We start from the raw sequence: 23,710 nt of genomic DNA, 5'->3' as shown, positions 1-23,710 counted from the left end.
TTCGCGAGTGCGTAATACTTGACCGCGGAGGTGGGACTTTCTAAGTCCCTCCGCAAGCGCGCCGCCTTTGCGAAGGCGCGGGTTCTAGCACAGGAGCCCCGAAAAGCGCGCAATTTTTGAAGGTGCGAAATGCGTCTGTCGACCAAGGGACGATACGCCGTGATGGCGATGGCCGATCTGGCGAAGAACGGCCGCGGCGAGAGCGGTGAAATCCGGGCGGTTTCGCTGGCCGAGATCGCCGCGCGCCAAGAGATTTCGCTGAGCTATCTAGAGCAGTTGTTCGCCCGTCTGAGGAAGAGCGAACTGGTCAAGAGCGTGCGCGGACCGGGCGGCGGATACCGGCTGGCCAAGGCGGCGCACGAGACGGTGGTCGCCGAGATCGTGCTGGCGGTGGATGAGCCGATCCGGGCGACGCGGTGCGTGGCGCATGGCTCGCCCAAGGGCTGCATGCTGGCCGGCGAACGCTGCATCACTCACAATCTCTGGGAAGACCTGGGCGACGAAATCCATCGCTATCTGGCGGGCGTTTCGCTGGAGGATGTGGTGATGAACCGCACGGGACAGCGTCGGCGCAATGTCGAGCCTTCTGCCGTCGGGGTCGCGGCATGACCGGCGTCTATCTGGACTATAACGCCTCGGGCCTGGTGCGACCCGAAGTGCTGGAGATCATGGCCAGGGCCCTGGCCGACAACGGCAATCCGTCGGCGGTGCATGCGGCTGGCCGGCGGGCGCGGGCGCGGGTTGAGACCGCTCGGGCGCAGGTCGCGGACCTGGTCGGGGCCGATCCGACGGCGGTGGTGTTCAACTCGGGCGGCACCGAAGCCAATGCCCAGGGCATCGCCAGCGCCTTGGCGGCAGGATGCGAGCGATTGATCGTGTCGGCGACCGAACATCCTTGCGTGGCCGAGACGGCCGCGAATGCGGGCGTAGCCGTAGAGGTTCTGCCGGTCGATGCGAACGGGGTGGTCGATCTGGACTGGCTGGCGGAGGCGCTGAGCCGCCAGGGCCGGGCCGTGATCGCCATCCATCACGCGAACAACGAAAGCGGCGTCATCCAGCCGATCGCCGAGGCAGCGGCTCTGGTGCGGGCGGCGGGCGGCTGGCTGCATGTCGACGCCATCCAATCGGCGGGCAAGATCGCGGTCGATATGCGCGCGCTGGACGCGGACACCCTGACTTTGTCTGCGCACAAGCTGGGCGGGGCGCAGGGCGTCGGCGCCCTGATCTTCAAGGCAGGCCTGTCGGGCGTGCGGATTTTGCACGGCGCGGGGCAGGAGCGGGGCCTGCGCGCCGGGACCGAGAACGTCCCTGGCATCGCCGGGTTCGGCGTCGCGGCCGATTGCGCCGCGCGGGATCTGGAGACGATGGCCTTGCACGTCGCCTGGCGCGATGCGGCCGAGACGAAGGTCAAGGCCGCGGGCGCGACCATCATCGGCGGCGACGCAGCCCGGCTGCCCAACACCCTGTTCATGGCGGTCGAGGGCTGGGACAGTCCGCAGCAACTGATCACCCTGGACCTGACGGGCGTCATGGTGTCAGCCGGCTCGGCCTGTTCGTCGGGCAAGGTCAAGCCATCCAAGACCATCAGCGCCATGGGCCTGACTGCGCTGGCGACCGGGGGCGTGCGCGTCTCTGGCGGCTGGGGCACGGTCGAGGGTGACTGGGCAAGGTTCGCCGACGCCTGGGTCGCCGCCTACAACAAGCACAAAACGCGCGCCGCCGAGCGCGTGAGAGAGGTCGCCTGATGGCCGCCGTCAAGGAAACCATCGACGCCGTCGCCGCGCTGGAGAAGTACGAGCACGGCTTCACGTCCGACATCGAGACGGAATATGCGCCCAAGGGACTGAGCGCCGAGATCGTGCGCTTCATTTCCGAAAAGAAGGGCGAGCCGGAGTGGATGCTGGAATGGCGTCTGGCCGCCTATGAGCGCTGGCTGGCGATGGAGGAGCCGACCTGGGCGGCGGTCCGTTACGAGCCCGTCGATTATCAAGACCTGTTCTACTATGCGGCGCCCAAGGCGAAGGAGGGGCCCAAGTCGCTGGACGAGGTCGATCCCGAGATCCTGGAAATCTACAAGAAGCTGGGCATCCCGCTGAAGGAGCAGGAGGTGCTGGCCGGGGTGCAGGGCGCACCCAAGGTCGCCGTGGACGCCGTGTTCGACAGCGTGTCGGTGGTCACGACCTTCAAGGAAGAACTGGCCAAGGTCGGCGTGATTTTCATGCCGATTTCCGAGGCCTTGCGCGAATATCCTGATCTGGTGCGGCAATACCTGGGATCGGTGGTGCCGGTCTCGGACAACTATTTCGCGGCGCTGAACAGCGCGGTCTTTTCGGACGGCTCGTTCGTCTACATCCCGCCGGGCGTCAAATGCCCGATGGAGCTGTCCACCTATTTCCGCATCAACGCCAGCCAGACAGGCCAGTTAGAGCGGACCCTGATCATCGCCGACAAGGGGGCCTACGTCTCCTACCTTGAGGGCTGCACCGCGCCGATGCGCGACGAGAACCAGCTGCACGCGGCCGTGGTCGAGATCGTGGCGCTGGACGACGCCGAGGTGAAATATTCGACGGTCCAGAACTGGTATCCGGGCGACGCCGAGGGCAAGGGCGGCATCTACAACTTCGTGACCAAGCGCGCCGACTGCCGGGGTGATCGGTCCAAGGTGTCGTGGACCCAGGTCGAGACCGGCTCGGCCGTGACCTGGAAATATCCGTCCTGCGTTTTGAAGGGCGAGGAGTCGTCCGGCGAGTTCTATTCCATCGCCATCACCAACGGGCATCAGCAGGCTGACACCGGCACCAAGATGATCCACCTGGGCAAGAATTCGAAGTCGCGGATCATCGCCAAGGCGGTGTCGGCGGGTCGGTCGGATTCGACCTATCGCGGTCTGGTCTCTGTGCATCCGAAGGCGACGGGGGTGCGCAACTTCACCCAGTGCGACAGCCTGCTGATCGGCAAGGAGTGCGGCTCGCACACCATCCCCTATATCGAGGCGCGCAACGGCTCGGCCCAGCTGGAGCACGAGGCGACGACGACGCGCTTGTCTGACGACCAGCTGTTCTACGCCCAGCAGCGCGGGTTGTCGCAGGAGGAGGCGGTGGCCCTGCTGGTCAACGGCTTCGTCCGCGACGTGATGCAGAAACTGCCGATGGAGTTCGCCGTCGAGGCGCAGAAGCTGGTGGCGATCAGCCTTGAAGGCTCGGTTGGATAATCAAGAAGAAACAATGCTCAACATCAACAACCTCCACGTCTCTGTCGGCGAAAAGCCGATCCTCAAGGGGCTGACGCTCGACGTTCCCGCCGGCGAAGTGCACGCCATCATGGGGCCGAACGGGGCCGGCAAGTCGACGCTGGGCTATGCCCTGTCGGGACGGCCGGGCTATGAGGCGACGGAAGGATCTGTCGCATGGGCGGGCGAGGACCTGCTGGCGCTGGACCCGGCCGAACGGGCGGCCAAGGGCGTCTTCCTGTCGTTCCAGTATCCGATCGAGATCCCCGGCGTACCGGCCCTGACCTTCGTGCGGACGGCGCTGAATGCGCAAAAGCGCGCGCGCGGCGAGGAGGAGGTGGCGGCGCCCGCTTTCCTGAAGCTGGTTCGTGAGGCGTCCAAGGCGTTGAAGATGGACTTCGACATGCTGAAGCGGCCGCTGAATGTCGGCTTCTCCGGCGGTGAGAAGAAGCGGATGGAGATCCTGCAGATGGCTCTGCTGGAGCCGTCGCTGCTGATCCTGGACGAGACCGATTCCGGCCTGGACATCGACGCCCTGCGCATCGTGTCGGAGGGTGTCAACGCGCTACGCCGTCCCGACCGCGCCATGCTGGTCATCACCCACTATCAGCGCCTGCTCGACTACATCAAACCGGACCGGGTGCATGTGCTGGCCGGCGGCCGGATCGTGGCCTCGGGCGGGCCGGAGTTGGCGCTGGAGCTGGAGGCGGAAGGGTACGACAAGTATCTGCCGCAAGCTGCATGAGCGCGGCCTTCGCCATCGACCTGACCGACGCCGAGACCTATCCGTCGCGACGGACGGAGACGTGGAAATACAGCGACCTGAAGCGCTATCTTCGCGCGGCGCCAGAGCCGTCCGGCACGGCCGAGGTCGGGCCGCCGGGACCGTTTTATAATCTGGGCGGGGAAGCGATCGTCTTCGCCAACGGGCGCGCCGTCGGCGTGACCGACTTCATCGCCTCGGGCGAGCGGACGCTGCGGCTGCGCTATGTGTCGGACGCCGTCGGCACGGGCCACACGGCCAGCGCGCGGGTGTCGGCGCGCGCCGGCGCCAAGCTTCTGCTGCTGGAAACGCACGAGGGCGCGGGCTCGGCCTATGTCGCGCACAATACGCTGGAACTGGACGTGGCGGCCGGGGCCGAGGTGACGCGCGTCGTCCTGGTCGAGGAGCCTGAGGACGCCATCTCCATCGCCGAGGCCCATGTGAAGGTCGAGGCGGGCGGCGTCTATCGCCAGACCATCGTCACGACCGGCGCCAAGCTGCAGCGGATCGAGACGCGCATCACCCACTATGCCCAGGGTGCTCAGGTTCAGGCCGACGGCCTGTATCTGCTGAACGGATCGCGTCATGCGGACCTGACCAGCGTGGTGCGTCATGTGGAACACGACGGCGCGACATCGCAACTGATCAAGGGCGTGGCCCGCGACACGGCGCGCGGCGTCTTCCAAGGCAAAATCGTGGTCGAGCGCGGCGCCGACGGCACCGATGCGCGCATGGGCCACCATGCCCTGATCGCCTCCGAGCGGGCCGAGATCGACGCCAAGCCGGAACTGATCATCTATGCCGACGACGTGCAGTGCGCGCACGGCAACACCGTGGGGACGCTGGACGAGAGCGCCCTGTTCTACATGCAGCAGCGCGGCATTCCGGCCGACGAAGCCCGCGCGCTGCTGACCCAGGCGTTCCTGATCGAGGTCATCGACCGGATCGAGCATGAGGGCGCAAGAGAGGTGGCGCGGGAATGGCTGACGGCCAGACTATGAGTAATTCTCCCCCATCGGGGGAGGGGAACCGCCCGCAGGGTGGTGGAGGGGGCTCACCCCGGACACCGGCCGTGGGGCAAGCCCCCTCCGTCACCGCGCTAGAGCGCGGCGCCACCTCCCCCGATGGGGGAGGATTTGATCCCTATGCCGTGCGGGCGCAGTTCCCGATCCTGTCGCGACAGGTGAACGGCAAGCCGCTGGTCTATCTGGACAACGCGGCCTCGGCGCAGAAGCCGCGCGCGGTGATCGACGCCTTGGTCGCGACGATGGAGGGCGGCTACGCCAACGTCCACCGGGGCCTGCACACCCTGTCGAACGAGGCGACCGAGGCCTTCGAAAAGGCGCGCGAGATCGTCGCTCGCTTCCTCAACGCCGAGAGCGCCGAACAGGTGGTCTGGACCAAGGGCGGGACCGAGGCGATCAATCTGGTGGCCAATGGGCTGGGCCTGTCGATACAGCCGGGCGACGAGATCATCGTCTCGGAGATGGAGCATCACTCCAACATCGTGCCCTGGCATCTGCTACGCGAACGGCGCGGGGCGGTGATCAAGTGGATCCCGGTCAAGGACGACGGGGCGCTGGACATGGCGGCCTATGCCGCCCTGCTGGGGCCCAGGACGCGGATGGTCGCGGTCACCCACATGTCCAACGTGCTGGGAACCATCAATCCGGTCGCCGAGATCAGCCGCCTGGCCCATGCGGCCGGGGCTCAGGTGCTGATCGACGGGTGCCAGGGGGCGGTTCATGCGACGCCGGACGTTCAGGCGATCGGCTGCGATTTCTATGTCCTGACCGGGCACAAGCTGTTTGCGCCCACCGGCATCGGCGCCCTGTACGGCAAGGCCGAGGCGCTTGAGGCGCTGCCGCCCTATCAGGGCGGGGGCGAGATGATCGAGACGGTCGAGCAGGACCGCGTGACCTATGCCCGGCCACCTCACCGGTTCGAGGCGGGGACGCCCCCGATCCTGGAGGCCATCGGCCTGGGCGCGGCCCTAGAATGGCTGGCGCAATACGACCGGGCGGCCGTGCAGGCGCATGAGCATGCCCTTTATCAGCACGCTGTCGACCGACTTCAGGGTCAGAACTGGCTGCGGATTTTGGGGCAGGCCGAAGGCAAGGGCGCGATCCTGACCTTCGCCGTCGAGGGCGCGCACGCCCATGACGTCGCCCAGATCATGGACCGTTACGGGGTCGCGGTGCGGGCGGGTCTGCACTGCGCCGAGCCGCTGGCGAAAAGAATGGGGGTGACGTCGAGCACCCGCGCCTCCTTCGCCCTATATAACACCGTGGAGGATGCCGACGCCTTCGTGGATGCGCTGATCAAGGCGCGGAACTTCTTCGTATAAGCCGATGACAGATCAACCGATTCAAGACAGCGACGCCTTCAAGGACGCCTGGGACGAACCCCAGAAGAGCGCCTTGTCGCAGGCCGAGCTGGACACGCTGACCGATCAGCTGATCGAGGCGCTGAAGACGGTCTATGACCCGGAAATCCCGGTCGACATCTATGAACTTGGTTTGATCTACCGCGTGGACGTCAACGACGATCGCGACGTGGTGGTGGACATGACCCTGACGGCGCCGGGCTGTCCGGTCGCCGGCGAAATGCCGGGCTGGGTCGAGACGGCGGTGGAGAAGGTCGAGGGCGTGCGCAGCGCCAAGGCCAATCTGGTGTTCGATCCGCCGTGGGACGCCTCGAAGATGAGCGACGAGGCCAAGCTGGCCCTGAATATGTTCTGATGGATATGTTCTGATGAGCGAGCTTCAAGCCACATCCCGTCCGCGTCGCCCGCGCCCCAAGGCCGTCACCCTGACGGACGCGGCCGCCGAGCGGGTGCGTGAGATCCTGGACAATGCCGAGAACGATCACATCGGCCTGAGGATCGGCGTCAAGAACGGCGGGTGCGCCGGGCAGGAATACACCTTCGCCTATGCCGACGAGATCGGGCCGATGGACGAGGTGGTCGAGGACAAGGGCGTCACCATCCTGATCGAGCCCCGGGCCGTGCTGTTCCTGATCGGCACCGAGATCGACTATGAGACGACGCGACTGGCGTCCAAGTTCGTGTTCCACAATCCGAACCAGACCGACGCCTGCGGCTGCGGCGAGAGCGTGACCATCGTGCCGGTCGCCGCCGACTGAGATGGCCCCGGTCTGATGGCCTACGACCCCGACTTCGGCGAATGGGTGCGCGAGCATTTCCACGCGCTCGGCCGTCTGGAGATCAAGCGGATGTTCGGCGGGGCAGGGGTCTATGCCGCCGGCGTCATGTTCGCCCTGCTGGACGACGGCGTGGTCTGGTTGAAGGGTGACGAGGCGCTGGGCGAGGCCTTCGTCGAGGCCGGCTCGCGTCAATTCACCTATCCAACCAAGGACGGCCGCACGATGAGCATGGGCTACTGGACCCTGCCCGAAGCGGCCTTGGACGATCCCGACGAAGCCGTCGCCTGGGCGCGGCGGTCGCTGGATGTGGCGGTCAAGAAGGCGTCGAGAAAGAAGCGCTAGCCCGCATCAGGTCGAACCATCCGAACCGAGTGCCCTGGGTGCGCCTCGGCCTCCGCTCTGGCGCATCGAACGGCGCTTTTGGCGTCGGTGAAAACGCCTTCGAACAGGCCGTCGCTTGAGGTGATGCGCCATCGATCGCCGACAGGCTGGATCGTCAGGGTTTCGATGGCGGGTGGTGAGGCCAGGGGCGTAATCATTGTGTCAGGCGGTGTTGGTCGCGGTTCAGGCGGTCGGCCTCGGCCTGAAGTCTGGCGGCGAGACGTTCGGCCGAGATGCGATCGGGCAGGGGGCGGGTGCAGGCGTTGTTGATCGCTACGGCCCAACCGCTGGCGCGAGGCACGACACGATAGCGTCGGGGAGGGGCGCCGCGGGTCACGCCGCCCTCGACATGGCCCTGCATCATCGCGCGCGGCCCTTGCGGATCGGGGCGCCGAACAGGGCGCCGATGAAGGTCATCGCCATCTGAAGGGTTGTCGGCGCCGGGACGGGACGTTTCAGGGTCTCGGCCAGCAGGTGGGAACGGCTCATGGTCATCTCCTTGGAGCGGCAGAAGACGCCCGATCCCCGTAAAGTCGCCATGTCGAAAGCCTCGCCGGGCGTAATGCGGACCTAAAGCGGCGCGATCGGAAGGCCTTGTGGCCACGCAGATGTGGGCCGTTCCGCGGTCACGCTTGAACCGCAGGTCTTTCAAACCACATACTCATCCGAACGCCGTCGGAATCGACGGGCCGTCATGCGCCGGTCGGGCCTCTTGCCCGGCGGACCCTGGCGGCGGGCCGGAGATGATCAATGGCCCAGGAGTACGCATCATGACTGAACCAAAAATCCTGCCCGTCCTGCCGCTGAGAGACATCGTCGTCTTCCCGCACATGGTCGTGCCGCTCTTCGTCGGACGCGAAAAGTCGGTGAAGGCGCTGGACGAGATCATGAAGGGCGAAAAGCAGATCCTGCTGGCGACCCAGAAGAACAGCGTCGATGACGATCCGTCGCCGGACGCCATCTATCCCACCGGCGTGCTGGCTTCGGTGCTGCAGCTGCTGAAACTGCCCGACGGCACGGTCAAGGTGCTGGTGGAGGGCAAGGGTCGCGCGCGCCTGACCCGCTTCACCGACCGCGAGGAGTATTTCGAGGCCGAGGCCGTCGAGATCGAGGACGAAGCCGGCGACGCCTCGCAGGCCGAGGCCATGCTGCGCGCCGTGGTCGAGCAGTTCGAAAACTATGTGAAGCTGAACAAAAAGGTCCCGCCCGAGGCCCTCAGCTCCATCCCCCAGATTACCGACGCCTCCAAGCTGGCGGACTCGGTCGCAGCACACCTGTCGGTCAAGATCGCCGACAAGCAGGGCCTGCTGGAAACCTTCGACGTGCCCAAGCGACTGGAGAAAGTCTATGGGCTGATGGAGGGCGAGATCTCGGTCCTTCAGGTCGAGAAGAAGATCCGCTCGCGCGTGAAGCGCCAGATGGAGAAGACCCAGCGCGAATATTATCTGAACGAGCAGATGAAGGCGATCCAGCGCGAGCTGGGCGAGACCGACGACGCGCGCGACGAGATCATGGATCTGGAGAAGCGCATCCGAAAGACGCGCCTGTCCAAGGAAGCGCGGACCAAGGCCGAGGCCGAGGTCAAGAAACTGCGTAACATGAGCCCGATGTCGGCGGAATCGACCGTCGTGCGCAATTATCTCGACTGGCTGCTGTCCGTGCCTTGGGGCAAGGCCAAGCAGAAGCCGATCGACCTGGCCAAGGCCGAGGACATCCTGGAGGAGGATCACTTCGGCCTGGAGAAGGTCAAGGAACGGATCATCGAGTATCTGGCAGTCCAGGCCCGCACCGGCAGCCTGAAAGGTCCGATCCTGTGCCTGGTCGGCCCTCCCGGCGTCGGCAAGACCTCGCTGGCCAAGTCCATCGCCAAGGCGACAGGGCGTGAATATGTCCGGATGTCGCTGGGCGGCGTGCGCGACGAGAGCGAGATCCGCGGCCACCGCCGGACCTATATCGGCTCCATGCCCGGCAAGATCATTCAGTCGATGAAGAAGGCCAAGACGACCAACGCCTTCGTCCTGCTGGACGAGATCGACAAGCTGGGATCGGACTGGCGCGGCGATCCGTCGTCGGCCCTGCTTGAGGTGCTGGACCCGGCCCAGAACTCGACCTTCGGCGACCACTATCTGGAGGTGGACTACGACCTGTCCCAAGTGATGTTCGTGACGACCGCGAACAGCCTGAACATGCCGCAGCCGCTGATGGACCGGATGGAGATCATTCGGGTCTCGGGCTACACCGAGGACGAGAAGGTCGAGATCGCCAAGCGCCACGTCCTGCCCAAGCAGCTGGCGGACCACGGGCTGAAGGACGGCGAACTGATCGTGCCGGAAGACACGATCCGCGACCTGATTCGCTATTACACCCGCGAGGCCGGCGTCCGTTCTCTGGAGCGCGCTCTGGGCGGTCTGGCGCGCAAGGCCGTGCGCGAAATGGCCAAGACGGGCGCCAAGTCGATCACGGTCGATGAGGCCAAGTTGGCCGACTATGCGGGCGTTAAGAAGTTCCGCTATGGCGAGACGGACGAGGAAGATCAGGTCGGCATCGTTACGGGTCTGGCCTGGACTGAGTTCGGCGGCGACATTCTGACCATCGAGGCGATCAAGATGCCGGGCCGCGGGCGCATGACCGTGACCGGCAATCTGAAGGACGTGATGAAGGAGTCGATCTCGGCTGCGGCGTCCTACGTTCGGTCGCGGGCCTTGGCCTTCGGCGTCAAACCGCCGGTGTTCGAGAAGACCGACATCCACGTCCACGTGCCGGACGGCGCTACGCCCAAGGACGGCCCGTCCGCCGGCGTGGCCATGACGGTGGCGATGGTCTCTGTTCTGACCGGTATCCCGATCCGCAAGGATATCGCCATGACCGGCGAGATCACCCTTCGCGGCCGCGTCACCGCCATCGGCGGCCTGAAGGAGAAGCTGCTCGCGGCCCTGCGCTCCGGCGTCAAGACGGTGCTGATCCCGCAGGAGAACGAGAAGGATCTCGCCGACGTGCCGGACAATGTGAAGTCGGCGCTGGAGATCGTGCCGATCTCCACGGCGGACGAGGCGCTGAAGTGGGCGTTGGTCGGCACCCTGACGCCGGTCGAGTGGGACGAGGCGGCCGAGCCCCTGCCTGCCCCCGCGCCGCCGATCGAAGGGCCAGCGGTCACCGTCAGCCACTGAGACGCGCCTAAAGCATGACGCCGTCGGGAGACCTCCTGGCGGCGTTTCGCTTTTGACGCAACCGTCGATCTGTCCTTTAGTGATTCGGCTGGGGAGACGACGATGACCAAGGCAGAACTGATTGGCCGCATGGCTGCGGCGGCGAACATCAGCCGCGATCAGGCGAAAGCCGCGCTGGAGGCCTTTACGGACGGCGTGACCGAGTCGCTGACGCGAGGCGCGGATGTGAAGCTGATCGGCTTCGGCAGTTTCGTCGCCGTGGACCGCAAGGCCGGCGTGGCGCGCAATCCGCAGACCGGCGCGGCCGTCGCGCGCCCCGCCTCGCGCACCGCGCGCTTTCGCCCGGGCGAAGGTTTGAAAAGCGCCTTGAACGGTTGAGGCGCGACGGGCATAAGCCCGTCTCTGCCCTTGGGGGCGGCTAGCTCAGCTGGTCAGAGCATCTCGTTTACACCGAGAGGGTCGGCGGTTCGAACCCGTCGCCGCCTACCAAACAAAAAGGCCGCCGGATCGCTCCGGCGGCCTTTCGTCTGTCTGAATCGGGCTGTGATTAGAAGCGGAAGCTGGCCCGCAGCAGCAGCGAATAGCGGACATAGTCTTCCAGAAGCTCGGCGTCGCCGGTCAGCGACAGCATGCCCAGTTCGTTGCCGAAGTTCAGGCGGAAGCCCAGGATCGGCCCGCCGCCTTCGATGGCGTCCGGCGACAGGATGAAGTCTGGGCCGCCGCTGGCGAAGCGGGCGATGGTTTCGCCGGCGTCGACCGAGAGGTTCTGACGATAGCCGATGCGCAGTTCCGGACGGATCCAGCCGTTGCGGCCGAAGCCATAGCCGACGTTCATCGCCGCCACCGCCGAGAAGATGTGGCTGTCGCGCGAATCGATGTCGAGATCGAAGCCGTCGCCGCCGCCCTTCTCGCTGCGCGAGCCTTCCGACAGGCTGAAGTACTCGCCGTAGATTTCGGGGCGGATGTTCAGACGGCCGAAGTTGCGCTCATAGGAGGCGCCGCCGGCGACCGCCGCGGTCCAGCCGTGCCAGTCGGACTTGTTGTTCAGATAGACGCCGGTGGCGACCAGCGAACGGTCCGCGCTGAAGGAGGCATAGCCGCCGGCCGCACGGGCCCAAGTCGTCCAGTACTGACCCTGAGCGCGCCAGTAGAGCCCCAGCTCCAGCAGGTTGGCTGACAGAACCTCTTCGGCCTCGGCCTCGGGATCCTTGATGTCGGACGAGGTGAAGGCGGCCGAGATGCCGACGGCGCCCAGGCTGGTGCCCTTTTCGACGCCGCCCGCGACGCCGAAGCCCTCGGACCGGAAGCCGTAGGAATCGGTCTTGTCCTTGTCGGCGTAGAAGTTGATCTCCTGCACCCAGGCGCTGGTTTCACCCGGCGCAGCGGCGGCGTTGCGGCCGGTCAGCGCGCGGGTGACCGCATCGACGCCGGCCGACAGCGACATCAGCGGTCCGCCGGAGTGATCGGGCAGCATCTGCTCATAGGCGTCGATGAAGCCGTCGCGCGACGTCTGCGACAGGAACAGGTTGCGCAGGGCCTCATTGGAGCCCAGCGCGCCATAGACGGCGTCGAAGGCGGACGCCTCGACCGAGATTAGACCGGCCTCGGAAGCCGTTCGGCGACGGGCGTCGACATAGACGGTGTTGCCGGCCACGCCGCCCTGCACGACGTAAAGATAGGGCGAGTTGTCCGACAGCAGGGTCTGGTTGATCTGACCCACATTCAGCGTGCCGGCCGTGATGACGTTGAACCGCTCAGGCTGATCGATCAGCGACGAGAAGCGGACGCCCAGGGTAGAGCCTGTCGCCAGGGTCGCATTGCCGCTGACGTTGAAGCCGCCGGCGCGGTCGTTGGCAGGGTCAAGATTGACCAGCAACGTCCCTTCGGCGCCGATGTTCAGGTTGGAGATCGCGGTGGCGCCGGTCTGGGTCGCGGCCAGTGTGCCCTTGGACACGTTGATGTCCAGCAGGCCGTCGCTGTTGGCGATCGCGCCGGTCACGACCGCGCCGCCGCTGATGTTCAGCCGGTCGGCGCCGGCGCCGAAATCGATGTCGCCATTGATGACGCCGTTCTCGATATTGAGCGTGTCCGCGCCAGAACCCAGCTTTATCGCGCCGACGATGGCCGGTTCGCTGCTATCCGGCACGCCGTCCTTGTCCGTGTCCGTCGCCGTGCTGCCTGCGGCGGCGGCGATTCCGTATTGACGCAGGGTGACGCCGGTCGTGTTCGCCGACAGGTCGATAGCGGTGACCTTGCCGTCAACGGCAGTGGTGTCGGTCGTGCTCGCCGTCAGCGAGCCGATGATGGAGCCGGCGTTGCTCAGCTGGGTCAGCGAACCGGACTGGTCACGGATGACCGTAGCCGAGCCGTGATTGCCGCCGAATGACGCGACGATATTGCCGGTGTTGGTCAGCGATCCGACGTTGGCGCCCGCGCCGATCAGGACGGCGGTGGCGTTCTCGGTCTTGGAGCCCGAGGCCACGGCCTGGATGGCGCCCGAGTTGTTGATCGTCGGGGCGGTGACGCCCGAACCAATCCAGACGCCGGTCGCATTGGCGTCCACGGCGGTCGATGAGATGCCGCCCTCGTTACGCAGGCCGCCGACGACGTTGACGGCTTGACCGTCGGTCACACCCAGTTGCACGGCGCGCGACTCCACGCCGGAGTAAAGCCCGGATCCGATGATCGTACCGCGGTTGATCAGGCCATAGGCCGCATCGCCTGTACCGACGGCGCCGAGGGTTACAGTGTTGGTCGTGGAGCCGATCAGCAAGGCAGGCGCGCCGCCCAGCGACGTGATGGAGGCGGCCGTCTCGCTGGCGTCGGGAATTCCGTCGCCGTCACGGTCCGTGTCGTCACGGTTCTTGACGCCGTCGCCGTCATCGTCCTCGTCGCCGTTCTTGACGCCGTCGTTGTCGTCGTCGCCCTCGATGCCTGCGGCGGAGTAGGCCAATGCCTTATCCAGCAGCACGCCGCCGGCGACGTTGGCGCCGACGCGCACGGCGGGTCCGCCCTGCAGCAGGTCGTCGGCGTCGAGTTCGTCGAGGAACACCGTCGTCGCGTTGTCGAAAGCGCCGGTCGTCGGACGCGCGGGCGGCGGGGTGGTGTACCGATATCCCGTGGCCACCACGGAGGAATGGATCTTGAGCGCGCCGCCGACGTCGCCTTCGATGGACACACCCGACGCATTGGCGCCGAGCGCCGAGATGGAGCCGGCAAGGTCAACGTTGCCGGAAATCGGGCCTGTGGTGCGGATGGCGGCGCTGTCATTGCCAGTGACACGGACCGTGCCCAGGCTCTGAAGCTTGCCGTTCAGCGCGGATTCGACCGCCAGCCCGTAGGAGTTGTTGCCCTCCACGGCGATCACACCCGTGCCTTCGACCAGAATGTTGCCGGTGAAGGGTGAGGCGCCAGTGACCCGCACGCCGTAGCGGCCGGTTCCGGTGGCGAAAGAACCGTCCAGGTCGCCGTCGCCGTCGGTGTCCTTGATGTCAGCGGTTTCCTGAGTGTCATTGACGGTGATCGTGCCACCGACGATCACCGAGCCGGTGTTGCCTCCGTTGACCAGAAGACCCGTCGAGCCGTCAGCCGACTTGTCCATCGTGATCGAGCTGCCACTGTCCAGATCGACAGTGTTGTTGCTGTTCAGGGTAACCGCCGCGCCCGACGCGACGGCGACGCTGCCGCCGCTGGCGATGCGGATGTTGTCGGCGGCCGTGCCCGTCGCATTGGACGTCTGGATCGGCGTGGTCCGGGCGTTCGAGATGACGATCTCGGCCTGGGATCCTGTGGCGACCATCAAGGGGGCGATCGCCACGGCGGTCGCGAGCAAAATACGCATTCGGTAGAAACCCCTGGTGGTCACGCGTCACGTTACGGCAGCCCCTTTAGCAGGGTCCGCGCCAGCGTTCCAAGTTTATCGAATTTGAGGCGAATGCAAGGCCGTGATGGTCCTTAGGTGATCCTGTAGGGCGACCCTCGTTCGCTCGTCGATGCCCGATAGGCCGAATGCGGAGGGAATCGCGACGGCGCGCACTTGAGCTTTGCCGCGCCCGGGTTTACGGGCGTCGAACGGTCCAAAGGCCGCGTCCCGTGGACGCATCCAACGCACCCCTCCGGCGTTCGACAGCCCAGACCAGGCGAGAACACTCCATGAGCATGACAGACCTCGACGTCCAGGAAAGCGAACTCCGACTGATTCCGGGGCTGGACGTGGAAGTCGCCGATACGCTGCGGGCCTTGAAGGCGGCGGCGATGGACGAGCGGCCCCGGCTGGTGGACACCACAATGCTGTATGCGCCCCGCTCGGGCGGCGTGAAGCGCTACATCCTGTCCAAGAAGGCGTGGATCGAGGCCAATCGGCCGGGAATCAGTCACTCGTTGATTGTGCCCGGCGCGCGGCACAAGGCGCGGGCCGACGGCATCGTGCAACTGCGGGCGACCAAGCTGCCGTTCGGCGACGGCTATCGCTGGCCCAGTTCGGTGAAGCGCTGGAGCGCCTGGGTCGCGGCGATGAAGCCGTCGATCATCGAAGCCGGAGATCCTTACACACCGGGGCAGGGGGCTTTGGAGGCCGGGCAGCGGGTCGGATGCCCGGTCGTCGGCTTCTGCCACTCCGATCCGGCCGGGCTGGCCGCGCTGCATTTCGGCGAATGGGCGAAGAAGCCGGTGGAGAAGCGCTGGGCGAAGCTTTTCTCGCAGTTTGATCGGGTCGTGTCGCCCAGTCGCTTTATCGCGCGGCGCCTGGAAGAGGCCGGTGTGAACAACATCGTCATCCGGCCTCTGGGCGTGGAGATCGACACCTTCCGTCCGGACCGTCGTGACCGGCAGTGGCTGCTGAAACAGCTGGGTCTGGGCGACGACGCGCGCCTGCTGTGCTTCGCCGGTCGTCCGGCCAAGGAAAAGAACGTCGACGTGCTGATCGAGGCGGTCCAGAAGCTGGGCGCCCCCTATCACTTGGTGCTGGTTGGCGCAGGCGCGGGGATGCCCGAGGAAGATCGCGTCATCTCCATGCCCTATGAAAGCGATCCCAAGGCGGTCGCAAAGATCATCGCCAGCTGCGACGCCTTCGTTCACGCCAATGATAAAGAGCCGTTCGGGCTGATCGTTTTGGAGGCCATGGCCTGCGGACGGCCCGTGGTCGGGGTCAATGCGGGCGGCGTCGCCGAGACGGTCGACGAGAGCGTGGGGCAACTGGCCGCCAGCGCGGATGCCGACGACTATGCCCAGGCGGTCGAGGCCCTGTTCGCGCGCGATATCGAAGCGATCGGCCGGGCGGCGCGAGAGAAGGCGGTCAGCCAGTTCGCCTGGAACCGCGTCTTCGAAGACCTCTGCATGGTCTATGGCGAGCTGACGGGCGAAGCGGCGTTCGTGAACCCGGATATAGCGTTGCCGCTGCACTGAAGCGCCCAGAGCTGTGACCCGTTCGAATGGCGCGTTCCCGAAAACGGGAGTGCGCCACTTCTTTTATATCGATGTCTTGAAAAGAAGTGGCGCGAGTGACGGGGCTCGAACCCGCGACCTCCGGCGTGACAGGCCGGCACTCTAACCAACTGAGCTACACCCGCGTATCAGGTCGAAACTTTTGAGCTGTTTCGAAAGCTTTTTGGGAAGGCGGTGTGCGCCACTCTTCTATTTCTAGAGAGAGTGGCGCGAGTGACGGGGCTCGAACCCGCGACCTCCGGCGTGACAGGCCGGCACTCTAACCAACTGAGCTACACCCGCGTTTCCCGGCCGAAGCGGCTGTGCGCCCCGGCGAGGGGCGTCGTTTAGGCGGGCTGACACATCGCGTCAAGCGACCTTTTCGGAGAAACGCGCCCCTCAACGCGACGGGGCTGTGGACGGTGTCACGATCGCCGCCTGGGGCGGGCTGTGCGGGCCCGCTACGCCGCCGTCGGCAGGCTCATGGGCCGCCACGGCGGGAGGCGGCGGCTCATAGTGGACGCCGACGCCCGGCCCCAGCGGCAGGTCGAAGGCCACCCAGGCCGCCACCATGGCCAGACCGGCGACCAGGAAGGCTCCGGCATACGGCAGCATGGTCGCCATCAGCGATCCCAAACCGAATCGCGGATCCCAGCGCTGGGCGAAAGTCAGGATCAGCGGGAAGTAGCTCATCAACGGCGTGGCGATGTTGGTGACGGAATCACCCATGCGATAGGCGGCGGTCGTCATCTCGGGCGAAATACCCAGCAGCATGAACATCGGCACCACGATGGGCGCCAGGGCCGACCACTTGGCCGAGGCCGAGCCGATGAACAGATCGAAGAAGCACGAGACGAAGACCACGCAGATCAGCAGCAGAGGGGCGGGTAGGGCCAGCGTCTTCAGACCCGCCGCCGCATTGACCGCCAGGATCGGCCCCAGCCCCGACCAGTTGAACATGGCCACGAAGTGCGCGGCGAAGAAGGCCAGCACGATATAAGGCGCCAACTGGGCGATGCCGTCGCGCATCATTGTGACCATGTCGCGGTGCGACTGGATCGTGCCGGCTCCGGCCCCATAGGCCCCGCCGGTGACGAAGAAGGTGATGGCGAAGAAGGCGACCAGGGACTTGTAGAGCGGATTGAACTTCTGCTCGGGGTCCACCTCGGGATCGACGAACGGCGAGCCCGGTATGAAGGTCAGCAGGGCCCAGAGCGCGATCATGCCCAGAAGCGCCAGGCCGGCGAACTTCAGGCCGCGCTTTTCGGCGGCGGTCAGGGGCTGTTTTTCCGAAGCGTTCGGGGCGGCGACGACCTCTGACGGCTTCCAGACGCCGAGGCGCGGCTCGATCACCCGGTCGGTCAGGAACCAGACGATGGGGGTGAAGACGAAGACGACGCCGACGATGAAGAACCAGTTGCCCGCGATATTCACGGAATAGGACGGATCGATCAGGCGGGCGGCCGGCTCGGTGATGCCAAGGATCAGGGCGTCGCTGGCGCCTGGAAACAGGTTGCCGGCGTATCCGCCCGACACGGCGGCGAAGCCTGCGGCCAGACCCGCCAGCGGATGGCGGCCCGCTGCGGCGAAAATGACGGCCGCCAGCGGGATGACCACGACATAGGAGGCGTCCGACGCGTGATGGGACACCATGCCGGTGATCACGACGACGGGCGTCAGTATGGAACGCGGAGCGTTGAGCAGGGCGCCGCGAATGGCGGTCGCGAACATCCCCGTGCGTTCGGCGACGGACGCGCCATAGATAATGGTGATGACGATCCCGAGGGGCGGGAAGTCCGCCAGGGTGCGGGGCATGCCGATGATCAACTGTTCCAGGTTCTCTCCGGACAGCAGGCTCTTTGCGACCAGGTGATCGCCGGTGACCGGATTGACGGCGGACCAGCCCAAGCCGGCGCCGACCATGCTGAGGACGATCAGACCGCCGATCAGCCACAGGAACAGGAAGACAGGATCGGGAAGTCGATTGCCGATCCGTTCGACAGCGTTCAGGGCGCGGCTGGCTAGGCTCATTCGGATGACTTTCGGTTACGCGATCGGCTCGCCAATAGGCCTTTGCAGCCCGGCGACGCGCAAGCGTCGGCCCTGCGACATATGGCGCGCAAAGTTGCGAGCCGTTCTCAATGAAAATCCAATGGCCGCAGGGGTTTGAACGGCGGCGGTCTTGGGTCTAAGAAGCGCCGAATCCCGCCTCTCCCCGGCGGACGAGGTTCTTCGAATGAACGCATTCCTTCTCGAATATCTTCCGGTCCTGGTCTTCGCCGGCGTAGCCGCCTTCATCGGCATTCTTTTCATCGTGCTGCCGCTGCTGCTGGCGCCGAAGAGCCCCGATAGTGAGAAGCTGTCGGCCTATGAGTGCGGCTTCAACGCCTTCGATGATGCCCGAATGAAGTTCGACATCCGCTTCTATCTGGTGTCGATCCTGTTCATCATCTTCGACCTGGAAGTCGCCTTCCTGTTCCCGTGGGCGGTGTCGATGTTCGATCTGTCGCACGCCGGCATGGTCTTCGCCTTCTGGTCGATGATGGTCTTCCTTGGCGTGCTGACCATTGGCTTCATCTACGAATGGAAGAAGGGAGCCCTGGAATGGGAGTAGTCGCCGCTTCCAAGCCCGCAGGTCTGGTGTCCGCATCGGGCGCGCCGCTCGTTCCGGCCGGCGCCGGCGCGCGTTCGACCGTCGAGGGTTATGACCCCAAGGTCCACGACAAGTTCTTCGAGGCCGTGAACATGGAGCTCGGCGAGCGCGGCTATCTGGTCGCCGCCGCCGACGACGTCATCAACTGGGCCCGCACGGGCTCGCTGATGTGGATGACGTTCGGCCTGGCCTGCTGCGCCGTCGAGATGATCCAGATGTCGATGCCGCGTTTCGACGTCGAGCGCTTCGGCATGGCGCCGCGCGCCAGCCCGCGTCAGTCGGACCTGATGATCGTCGCTGGCACCCTGACCAACAAGATGGCCCCGGCCATCCGCAAGGTCTACGACCAGATGCCTGATCCGCGCTATGTCGTGTCGATGGGCAGCTGCGCCAACGGCGGCGGCTACTACCACTATAGCTACAGCGTCGTGCGCGGTTGCGACCGCGTTGTGCCGGTGGACGTCTACGTGCCCGGCTGCCCGCCGACGGCCGAGGCGCTGCTTTACGGCCTGCTGCAACTGCAGAAGAAAATCCGTCGCACGGGGACCATCGACCGATGACCTCTCTAGCTGTTCAAGCGCAACACGAAGCCGCCCTGACGCCGCTGGGCGCGGAGATGGTCGGCGCCCTGGGCGTCGAGGCCCAGGTGGCGTTCGGCGAGCTGACGCTTGTCGCGCCGCGCGAGCGGATCGTCGAGGTGCTGACGACGCTGCGCGATCAATTCGGCTTCCAGCAACTGCTCGACCTGTGCGGCGTGGACTATCCGGATCGCAAGGAGCGGTTCGAGGTGGTCTATCACCTGCTGTCGATGACGCGGAACGCGCGCCTGCGGGTCAAGGTCTCGACCGACGAGACCCAGCCGGTGCCGTCGGTCATCTCGGCCTATCCGGCCGCCAACTGGTTCGAGCGTGAAGCCTACGACATGTACGGCATGCTGTTCTCGGGCCACCCGGACATGCGTCGCCTGCTGACGGACTATGGTTTCGAAGGCCATCCGCTGCGCAAGGACTTCCCGATGACGGGCTATGTCGAGGTCCGCTACGACGAGGAACAACGGCGCGTGGTCTATGAGCCGGTCAAGCTGACCCAAGAGTTCCGCACCTTCGATTTCCTGTCGCCCTGGGAGGGCGCCGAATACCCCGCGCCGGTCCTCACCGGCGACGAGAAGGCGGGAGGCCAGGCGTAATGGCTGACGGAAACCCCACCCTGCCGCCGCTGGGCGTCGATGTGTTCGAGGACGACCTCGACACCCGCACCGCCCACGCGCGCGAGATGGAAGACCGCAAGTTCACCATCAACTTCGGTCCGCAACACCCGGCCGCGCACGGCGTGCTGCGCCTGGTGCTGGAGCTGGACGGCGAGATCGTCGAGCGCGTCGATCCGCACATCGGCCTGCTGCACCGCGGCACCGAAAAGCTGATGGAGGCCCGCACATACCTTCAGAACGTGCCGTATCTGGACCGGTTGGACTACGTCTCGCCGATGAACCAGGAGCACGCCTTCTGCCTGGCCATCGAGAAGCTGCTGGGTATCGAGGTTCCGTATCGGGCGCAGCTGATCCGCGTTCTGTATTCGGAAATCGGCCGCATCCTGTCACACATGCTGAACGTGACGACCCAGGCCATGGACGTCGGCGCCCTGACGCCGCCGCTCTGGGGCTTTGAGGAACGCGAAAAGCTGATGGTGTTCTACGAGCGCGCCTGCGGCGCCCGTCTGCACGCCAACTATTTCCGTCCCGGCGGCGTCCACCAGGACCTGCCGATGGACCTGATCGACGACATCGGCCGCTGGTGCCACGAGTTCCCGCCGGCGCTGAAGGACATCGAAAGCCTGGTCACCGAGAACCGCATCTTCAAACAGCGCAACGTCGACATCGGCGTGGTGTCCAAGCAGCAGGCCCTGGAATGGGGCTTCACCGGCGTGATGCTGCGCGGTTCTAACATCGCCTGGGACCTGCGCAAGTCGCAGCCCTATGAGTGCTATGCCGAGCTCGACTTCGACGTGGTCGTCGGCAAGAACGGCGACTGCTGGGACCGCTATCTGGTGCGCATCGAGGAGATGAAGCAGTCGGTGCGGATCATGGAGCAGTGCATCCACAAGCTGCGCAACTGCCCCGGCGAGCCGGTGATGGTCGAGGACAACAAGATCGTCCCGCCGCGCCGTGGCGAGATGAAGCGCTCGATGGAGTCGCTGATCCACCACTTCAAGCTCTACACCGAGGGCTTCAAGACGCCTGAGGGCGAGGTCTACGCCTCGGTCGAGGCGCCCAAGGGCGAGTTCGGCATCTATCTGGTGTCGGACGGCACCAACAAACCTTATCGCGTGAAGATCTCGGCGCCGGGCTTCCGCTCGCTGCAGGCTATGGACTGGATGAACCGTGGCCACCAGCTGGCCGACGTGTCCGCCATTTTGGGCTCGCTCGACATCGTTTTCGGAGAAGTGGACCGATGAGCGTTCGTCGTCTCGCCAAGGAACAGCCCGCATCGTTCGCCTTCTCGGCCGATACGACCGCCAAGGCCGAATGGTGGATCAAGAAATATCCGGAAGGTCGTCGCCAGTCGGCGGTGATCCCGATCCTGTGGCTGGTGCAAAAGCAGGAAGGCTGGGTGTCCGAGCCCGCCATCCGCGCCATCGCCGAGCTGTTGGACATGGCCTATATCCGGGTGCTGGAGGTCGCGACCTTCTACACCATGTTCATGCTGGAGCCGGTCGGCAAGACGGCGCTGATCCAGGTGTGCGGCACCACGCCGTGCATGCTGCGCGGCGCCAATGAGTTGATGCGTGTCTGCAAGGAAAAGATCGGTCCCAAGGATCATGTGTCCGCCGACGGCCGCTTCACCTGGCAGGAAGTCGAGTGCCTGGGCGCCTGCTCCAACGCGCCGATGGCCCAGATCAACGACTACTATTTCGAGGATCTGACGCCCGAGACGATCGGCCGGATCATCGACGACTTCGCCGCCGGCAAGACGCCCGAGCCGGGCTCCTACATCGGTCGCACCAATGCGGCGCCGGAAGGCGGGCCCAAAACCCTGCTCGACGCGACGCTGTATGATGGCTCGGCCGCCAAGCCGATCAAGAAGCTGCCGAACAGCGACCCCGCGCCGGTCGAGAAGGCGCCGGCCTGATGTCGCCGCCGGATCTGAACACCGAGGAGGGCCGCGCAGCCTACCGCAAGGAACTGCGCAACGTCGGGCGTCCGCTGCGCGCGGGCGGCCTGGCCATGGTCGTCGGCGCGGCCGTTCTGATCCTGATCTCGCGTCAGGGCGCGGTCGGACCGTGGGCGGTCAATCTCTCCTACTTCATGCTGGCGGCGGGCTGGGTGATGGTCATCGCGGCCATCTGGATGCGCACGCGCCACCACAAGCGCCGTCTGGCGGAGGGGCTGTGATGGCGAAGCAAGCCAAGCCTGTTGATTTCAAAACCTTCTACCTGCTCGGCCTTGCCGATGTGGTCATGGGGTTGGGGCTAATCGTATTGACGCTGATGGGTGTCATCCCGGTCGATCTGGACGTCATGATACCCGTGGGCGCGCTGATAGCCGTCATGGGCGTCGGGATCGCGCTGTGGGGCCGTAGCATGATGAAGCGCGCGGACACGCGCGGAGATCGGAACTGAAGATGGTCGGCATTCTCGAAGACAAGGATCGCATCTTCACCAACCTGTACGGCTTCCACGACTGGACGCTGGACGGGGCGAAGAAGCGCGGCGCCTGGAACGCCACCAAGGACATGCTGGACCTTGGCCGCGACTGGATCATCAACAACGTCAAGGCCTCGGGTCTGCGTGGCCGGGGCGGCGCGGGCTTCTCGACCGGCCTGAAGTGGTCGTTCATGCCCAAGGAAGTGAAGGATCGTCCTCACTACCTGGTCATCAACGCCGACGAATCCGAGCCCGCGACCTGCAAGGACCGCGAGATCATGCGCCATGATCCGCACCTGCTGATCGAAGGCGCGCTGATCGCCAGCTTCGCGATGCAGGCCCATGCCTGCTACATCTATCTGCGCGGCGAATACGTCCTGGAGCGCGAGCGCATGGAAGCCGCCGTCAAGCAGGCCTATGAGGCCAAGCTGATCGGCGACGGCAACGTCCACGGCTGGGACTTCCACGTCTATATCCATCATGGCGCGGGCGCCTACATCTGCGGCGAAGAGACGGCCCTGCTGGAATCGCTGGAAGGCAAGAAGGGTCAGCCGCGCCTGAAGCCGCCGTTCCCGGCCGGTGCGGGCCTGTACGGCTGCCCGACCACGGTGAACAACGTCGAGTCGATCGCCGTCGTCGGCACGATCCTGCGTCGGGGCGCCGACTGGTTCGCCAGCTTCGGCCGTCCGAACAACACCGGCACCAAGCTGATGTCCCTGTCCGGCCACGTGAACACGCCCTGCGTGGTCGAAGAGGCCATGTCGATCCCGCTGCGTCAGCTGATCGAGGATCACGGCGGGGGCGTGCGCGGCGGCTGGAGCAATCTGAAGGCCATCATCCCCGGCGGCGCGTCCTGCCCGGTCATCACGCGCGAACAGGCCGAGACGGTCTTGATGGACTTCGATTCCATGCGCGAGGTTCGCTCGTCGCTGGGCACCGCCGGCGTGACGGTCATGGACGAATCCACCGACATCGTGAAGGCGATCGCCCGCATCAGCTACTTCTTCAAGCACGAGAGCTGCGGCCAGTGCACGCCGTGCCGCGAAGGCACCGGCTGGATGTGGCGCGTGCTTGAGCGGATGGCCGTGGGCGAGGCCGATCCGTCGGAAATCGACCTGCTGCTGGACGTCGCCGGACAAGTCGAGGGGCACACGATCTGCGCCCTCGGCGACGCCGCCGCCTGGCCGGTTCAGGGCCTGATCCGTCACTTCCGTCACGAGATCGAAGAGCGGATCGCCAACTATCGCAGCCGCCGCGCGAATTTCGCCGGCCACGCGATCGCGGCGGAGTAG

24 protein-coding genes and 3 tRNA genes are annotated in these 23,710 nt (G+C 65.6%); 21 read left to right on the top strand and 6 right to left on the bottom strand.

The window, feature by feature from the left end:
• Window positions 1–129 precede the first annotated feature (129 nt).
• The 9 genes from LG306_RS11815 (at window position 130) to LG306_RS11775 (ending at window position 7,499) form a co-directional block, all read left to right on the top strand.
• Window positions 130–609: an Rrf2 family transcriptional regulator gene (locus tag LG306_RS11815; RefSeq protein ID WP_055753471.1), complete on the top strand. Its 480-nt coding sequence runs from the start codon at window positions 130–132 to the stop codon at window positions 607–609.
• A complete protein-coding gene (locus LG306_RS11810) occupies window positions 606–1,745 on the top strand; it encodes a cysteine desulfurase family protein (protein ID WP_404414695.1) in 1,140 nt (379 codons plus the stop codon). Before LG306_RS11815 ends, LG306_RS11810 begins: the two co-directional genes overlap by 4 nt.
• A complete protein-coding gene (sufB, locus tag LG306_RS11805) occupies window positions 1,745–3,211 on the top strand; it encodes a Fe-S cluster assembly protein SufB (protein WP_404414692.1) in 1,467 nt (488 codons plus the stop codon). Before LG306_RS11810 ends, sufB begins: the two co-directional genes overlap by 1 nt.
• Before the next feature lie 13 nt (window positions 3,212–3,224).
• Window positions 3,225–3,974: a Fe-S cluster assembly ATPase SufC gene (sufC, locus tag LG306_RS11800; RefSeq protein ID WP_295240426.1), complete on the top strand. Its 750-nt coding sequence runs from the start codon at window positions 3,225–3,227 to the stop codon at window positions 3,972–3,974.
• Window positions 3,971–4,993 carry a Fe-S cluster assembly protein SufD gene (gene sufD, locus LG306_RS11795; RefSeq protein WP_404414688.1) on the top strand — a complete coding sequence of 341 codons (1,023 nt, stop codon included), beginning with the start codon at window positions 3,971–3,973 and terminating at the stop codon, window positions 4,991–4,993. The genes sufC and sufD overlap by 4 nt, the downstream gene beginning before the upstream one ends.
• 149 nt (window positions 4,994–5,142) lie before the next feature.
• Complete coding sequence (locus tag LG306_RS11790; RefSeq protein WP_404419720.1) at window positions 5,143–6,339, top strand: aminotransferase class V-fold PLP-dependent enzyme; 1,197 nt, start codon at window positions 5,143–5,145, stop codon at window positions 6,337–6,339.
• Between the two features lie 4 nt (window positions 6,340–6,343).
• Window positions 6,344–6,733 carry an SUF system Fe-S cluster assembly protein gene (locus LG306_RS11785; protein WP_137721741.1) on the top strand — a complete coding sequence of 130 codons (390 nt, stop codon included), beginning with the start codon at window positions 6,344–6,346 and terminating at the stop codon, window positions 6,731–6,733.
• Between the two features lie 13 nt (window positions 6,734–6,746).
• Complete coding sequence (locus LG306_RS11780) at window positions 6,747–7,136, top strand: HesB/IscA family protein (protein WP_404414684.1); 390 nt, start codon at window positions 6,747–6,749, stop codon at window positions 7,134–7,136.
• A gap of 15 nt (window positions 7,137–7,151) precedes the next feature.
• On the top strand, window positions 7,152–7,499 hold the full coding sequence (locus LG306_RS11775; RefSeq protein ID WP_404414681.1) for a TfoX/Sxy family protein: 348 nt from the start codon (window positions 7,152–7,154) through the stop codon (window positions 7,497–7,499).
• 193 nt (window positions 7,500–7,692) lie between these two features.
• On the opposite strand, the gene LG306_RS11770 is transcribed toward LG306_RS11775, so the two are convergent.
• Window positions 7,693–7,902 (bottom strand): hypothetical protein, encoded by a 210-nt coding sequence (locus tag LG306_RS11770; RefSeq protein ID WP_404414678.1) that lies wholly within the window; start codon window positions 7,900–7,902, stop codon window positions 7,693–7,695.
• Entirely contained in the window at window positions 7,899–8,027 is a 129-nt protein-coding gene (locus LG306_RS11765; protein WP_255520708.1) for a hypothetical protein, read from the bottom strand. Before LG306_RS11765 ends, LG306_RS11770 begins: the two co-directional genes overlap by 4 nt.
• Window positions 8,028–8,308: 281 nt before the next feature.
• Here LG306_RS11765 and lon point away from each other — a divergent pair, with 281 nt between their 5' ends.
• From lon to LG306_RS11750, 3 genes are all read left to right on the top strand, one after another.
• A complete protein-coding gene (lon, locus tag LG306_RS11760) occupies window positions 8,309–10,705 on the top strand; it encodes an endopeptidase La (protein ID WP_404414675.1) in 2,397 nt (798 codons plus the stop codon).
• 102 nt (window positions 10,706–10,807) lie between these two features.
• Window positions 10,808–11,083 carry an HU family DNA-binding protein gene (locus tag LG306_RS11755; protein ID WP_269219189.1) on the top strand — a complete coding sequence of 92 codons (276 nt, stop codon included), beginning with the start codon at window positions 10,808–10,810 and terminating at the stop codon, window positions 11,081–11,083.
• A gap of 34 nt (window positions 11,084–11,117) precedes the next feature.
• Window positions 11,118–11,194, top strand: a tRNA-Val gene (locus LG306_RS11750).
• A gap of 58 nt (window positions 11,195–11,252) precedes the next feature.
• Here LG306_RS11750 and LG306_RS11745 read toward each other — a convergent pair.
• Complete coding sequence (locus tag LG306_RS11745; RefSeq protein WP_404414671.1) at window positions 11,253–14,546, bottom strand: autotransporter outer membrane beta-barrel domain-containing protein; 3,294 nt, start codon at window positions 14,544–14,546, stop codon at window positions 11,253–11,255.
• A 311-nt stretch (window positions 14,547–14,857) separates the two neighbouring features.
• Between LG306_RS11745 and LG306_RS11740 the strand changes: the two genes are divergently transcribed.
• Window positions 14,858–16,108 (top strand): glycosyltransferase, encoded by a 1,251-nt coding sequence (locus LG306_RS11740; protein ID WP_404414668.1) that lies wholly within the window; start codon window positions 14,858–14,860, stop codon window positions 16,106–16,108.
• An 87-nt stretch (window positions 16,109–16,195) separates the two neighbouring features.
• Here the strand turns inward: LG306_RS11740 and LG306_RS11735 are convergent.
• The 3 genes from LG306_RS11735 to LG306_RS11725 form a co-directional block, all read right to left on the bottom strand.
• Window positions 16,196–16,272: transfer RNA gene (locus LG306_RS11735), tRNA-Asp, on the bottom strand.
• 80 nt (window positions 16,273–16,352) lie between these two features.
• A tRNA-Asp gene (locus tag LG306_RS11730) sits at window positions 16,353–16,429 on the bottom strand.
• Between the two features lie 96 nt (window positions 16,430–16,525).
• Window positions 16,526–18,157, bottom strand: coding sequence for an AbgT family transporter (locus LG306_RS11725; RefSeq protein WP_404414665.1), 1,632 nt, complete (start codon window positions 18,155–18,157; stop codon window positions 16,526–16,528).
• A gap of 205 nt (window positions 18,158–18,362) precedes the next feature.
• Between LG306_RS11725 and LG306_RS11720 the strand changes: the two genes are divergently transcribed.
• The 8 genes from LG306_RS11720 to nuoF all read left to right on the top strand — a co-directional run bounded on the left by LG306_RS11720 (window position 18,363) and on the right by nuoF (window position 23,710).
• Entirely contained in the window at window positions 18,363–18,740 is a 378-nt protein-coding gene (locus LG306_RS11720; protein WP_017503999.1) for an NADH-quinone oxidoreductase subunit A, read from the top strand.
• A complete protein-coding gene (locus LG306_RS11715) occupies window positions 18,710–19,339 on the top strand; it encodes an NADH-quinone oxidoreductase subunit B family protein (protein WP_087119131.1) in 630 nt (209 codons plus the stop codon). The genes LG306_RS11720 and LG306_RS11715 overlap by 31 nt, the downstream gene beginning before the upstream one ends.
• On the top strand, window positions 19,336–19,965 hold the full coding sequence (locus LG306_RS11710; RefSeq protein ID WP_404414660.1) for an NADH-quinone oxidoreductase subunit C: 630 nt from the start codon (window positions 19,336–19,338) through the stop codon (window positions 19,963–19,965). The genes LG306_RS11715 and LG306_RS11710 overlap by 4 nt, the downstream gene beginning before the upstream one ends.
• Before the next feature lie 86 nt (window positions 19,966–20,051).
• Complete coding sequence (locus LG306_RS11705) at window positions 20,052–21,230, top strand: NADH-quinone oxidoreductase subunit D (protein ID WP_088582886.1); 1,179 nt, start codon at window positions 20,052–20,054, stop codon at window positions 21,228–21,230.
• The gene (gene nuoE, locus LG306_RS11700) at window positions 21,227–21,904 is read left to right on the top strand and encodes an NADH-quinone oxidoreductase subunit NuoE (protein WP_404414657.1); all 678 of its coding nucleotides are present in this window, start codon (window positions 21,227–21,229) and stop codon (window positions 21,902–21,904) included. The genes LG306_RS11705 and nuoE overlap by 4 nt, the downstream gene beginning before the upstream one ends.
• Complete coding sequence (locus LG306_RS11695) at window positions 21,904–22,167, top strand: hypothetical protein (RefSeq protein WP_017503994.1); 264 nt, start codon at window positions 21,904–21,906, stop codon at window positions 22,165–22,167. The genes nuoE and LG306_RS11695 overlap by 1 nt, the downstream gene beginning before the upstream one ends.
• Window positions 22,167–22,394 carry a hypothetical protein gene (locus LG306_RS11690; RefSeq protein WP_066627592.1) on the top strand — a complete coding sequence of 76 codons (228 nt, stop codon included), beginning with the start codon at window positions 22,167–22,169 and terminating at the stop codon, window positions 22,392–22,394. Before LG306_RS11695 ends, LG306_RS11690 begins: the two co-directional genes overlap by 1 nt.
• A 2-nt stretch (window positions 22,395–22,396) precedes the next feature.
• Window positions 22,397–23,710, top strand: a complete 1,314-nt coding sequence (nuoF, locus tag LG306_RS11685) for an NADH-quinone oxidoreductase subunit NuoF (protein WP_404414652.1) — start codon at window positions 22,397–22,399, stop codon at window positions 23,708–23,710.

It is taken from the genome of Brevundimonas vesicularis, from assembly GCF_044807075.1.
Classification (GTDB): domain Bacteria; phylum Pseudomonadota; class Alphaproteobacteria; order Caulobacterales; family Caulobacteraceae; genus Brevundimonas; species Brevundimonas vesicularis_G.
The sequence above is the reverse complement of the archived record's forward strand: the minus strand, read 5'-3'. Positions and strand labels throughout refer to the sequence as shown.